Annotated in this window: 4 protein-coding genes; 2 read left to right on the top strand and 2 right to left on the bottom strand. The window is 69.9% G+C overall.

What is annotated here, in order from left to right; all coding sequences use genetic code 11:
- Together WBA11_RS10540 and WBA11_RS10545 are read right to left on the bottom strand one after the other, a co-directional pair.
- A partial coding sequence (locus tag WBA11_RS10540; protein WP_424520649.1) for a hypothetical protein occupies positions 1-295 on the bottom strand: 295 nt, incomplete at its 3' end.
- The gene (locus WBA11_RS10545; RefSeq protein ID WP_424520650.1) at positions 296-808 is read right to left on the bottom strand and encodes a hypothetical protein; all 513 of its coding nucleotides are present in this window, start codon (positions 806-808) and stop codon (positions 296-298) included. It abuts the gene before it with no gap.
- Between the two features lie 88 nt (positions 809-896).
- On the opposite strand from WBA11_RS10545, the gene WBA11_RS10550 reads away from it, so the two are divergent.
- Positions 897-2,210, top strand: coding sequence for a cytochrome P450 (locus tag WBA11_RS10550; RefSeq protein ID WP_424520651.1), 1,314 nt, complete (start codon positions 897-899; stop codon positions 2,208-2,210).
- Between the two features lie 66 nt (positions 2,211-2,276).
- The coding region (locus tag WBA11_RS10555; protein WP_424520652.1) for a hypothetical protein at positions 2,277-2,575 on the top strand (299 nt) is incomplete at its 3' end.

Consider the following 2,575-nt stretch of genomic DNA (forward strand, 5'->3'; position numbering starts at 1 on the left):
TCTCGGGGCGGACCTCGAGGGCGAAGAGGGCGTTCCCGCGCGCGTGCAGCACGACGCCCGCCGCGCCCCCCAGGACGACCAGAGCCGACACGACTCGAAGGGCGCGGACCGACCTCGAGGACGGCGATCGTGAAGCCCAGAGCGCAGCGAGAAGCCCGGCGCTTGCCATGACGAACGGGAGCCACTGCGTCCAGCCGTGCCAGTGCTCGACCAGGGCCAACTCGATGGCCGACGCGACGTACGTCACCGACGACGCGAGCAAGAGGAACCGCCGGAGGCCGGCCTCAGCGCTCACCTACTCCGAGAGGTAGATCCGAGCGTCCTCGAGGTCGCGGCCGGTCGCGGCCGCGTACGCCTCTAGAAATGCCTCAGCGCTCGCGTACGGACGTCCAGCCTCGAGTGCGGCGGCCAGATCGGCGTCGACGCCGGGGAGCTGCATCAGCGTCTCGGCATCAGCCGCTTCAAAATCGACTGGCACGAACGCGAACCGCTCGTACTCGGCGATCTGGGCCTCGTCAACGTACTTGCCGATCTCGGCGCGGAACTCCCGCACGCTCGCGTAGGGCCGGTACTCGTCGAACTCGTGCGCCATCCGGTCGCCGACGCCGGGGATCGTCTTAAACTCGTCCTCCGTGGCCGTGTTGAGGTTGACGAGCGCCATGTCGTCGGCCCCGAGGACGGCGCCATCGGCCGTGCCGGGTGCATCGACGGCCCGCTCGACGGCGCCAGCGTCGATCTCGGGCGTGGCCGCGTCGTCGGTGGAGCAGGCCGCGAGGCCCGCGGCGAGGAAGAGGATGTAAAGGCGCATCGGTTCGGTTTGCGTAGTCCGAGAAGGTACCGAGATCGCGGAGCCGCCTCGGCCGTCGCGCGTCGTTGCGTTCCCCGCTCCCGAGACCGTGTACGACGTCCGCAGCTACAAGCCGTCCTACCCGTTCGATCTGATCGTCGAGTTCGCGCGCGACCTCGAGGTCGGCGTCGGGAAGATGAACGAGGTCGGTGGCGACTTGGTGGAAGCCCGCGTCGGCCGCCTGCCGGGCATCGTGCTCGTCCGGCACCCGGACCTGGTCAAAGAGGTTCTGGTCGACCGCAACGCGGACCTGACGAAGGCTCGCGGCCTGCGCCTGGCCCGGGTCATCCTGGGCGACGGGCTGCTCACGAGTGAGGTCCCGGTCCACACCAAGCAACGCAAGCTGATCCTGCCGGCGTTCCACCACAGCCGGCTGCAGAGCTACGGCGACACGTTCGTCGGGCGGAGCGTCCTCGAGGGCGACGCCTGGACCGAGGGGGAGCGGTTCGACGTCGCGGCCTCGATGAACCGGCTCGCCCTGGCAATCGCGGGCGAGACGCTGTTCGGCACCGACGTGCTGTCCCAGGCCGACGCCGTCTCCCAGGCCGTCCACGACGCGATGGCGGCGTTCGACGCGGCCCAGTTCCCGCTCGCCGACAAGCTCCAGTGGCTCCCGACCCACGCCAACCGGACCTCGAAGCGCGCACGCGCCAGCTTGGACGCCGTCGTGTACGACATGATCGAGCAGCGGCGTCACGACCTGGGCGACGACCTGCTGTCGATGCTCTTGGAAGCCCGAGACGAGGACACCGGCGACGGCATGACCGACCTCGAGGTCCGCGACGAGGCGATGACGCTCCTCCTTGCCGGCCACGAGACGACGGCTGTCGCGCTCGCTTGGACGTGGGCGCTCCTGGCCCAGCACCCTGAGGCGGAGGCCGCTCTCCACCACGAGGTCGACGCCCTCGAGGGCGACCCGACGTTCGACGACCTCCGACGCCTGCCCGTCGCTCGGCAGACGTTCGCCGAGGCCATGCGGCTCTACCCCCCCGCCTGGACCGTGGGCCGGGAGGCGGCCCGCGACACGACGCTGGGCGGGCACCCCGTTGCCAAGGGCACGACGGTGTTGTTCGCGCCCTTCCACTTGCACCGCGACTCGCGATTCTGGGACGAGCCCGAAGCGTTCCGTCCCGACCGTCACGTCAAGGGCAACGGACGCCACAAGTTCGCCTACCTCCCCTTCAGCGCCGGCCGACGCGGCTGCATCGGCGAGCAGTTCGCGTGGTCCGAGGCGACGCTCGTGCTCGCAACGTTGGCCCGGCGATGGCGACTCGTCCTCGAGGGCGACGTGCCGGACACTCAGGGATCAGTGACGCTCCGGCCCGCCAGCCCGTTGTGGATGCGCGCCGAGCGGAGGGTTTAGCCGGCACCCCACGTCACAGGGGTGTCACACCCTCCAGCGAAGTTGTGGCATCCCCCCACCGCGACGATGCCGACTCCTCCCCTGGCCACCACGCTTCCGTACGCCACCGATTTCGTCCTCGAGGTGCTGGCGTCGTCCTCGAAGGCGCCGTTCGGACAGCTCTCGTGGGTCGAGATCAACCGGCTCGCGGCCCGGTGGCTGACGCCAGGTGAGGGCGCGACCGACACGACCCAGCTAGGCCACCGCGTCGTGATCGAGATGTCGTCTCACGGCTTGGTGGACGTGGAACTCACGAAGGCCGCCGACGGGCAGCTCATGGTGGACCGCGTCGCCCACCCTCGCTTTTTCGGCCTCGAGGCCGCGAG

The sequence above is a fragment of the Rubrivirga sp. genome, assembly GCF_049648075.1.
Taxonomy (GTDB): domain Bacteria; phylum Bacteroidota; class Rhodothermia; order Rhodothermales; family Rubricoccaceae; genus Rubrivirga.

What these genes read in the sequence shown, in the direction of transcription:
- WBA11_RS10545 (WP_424520650.1), bottom strand. Translation starts at nt 808, where the DNA reads ATGCGCCTTTACATCCTCTTCCTCGCCGCGGGCCTCGCGGCCTGCTCC.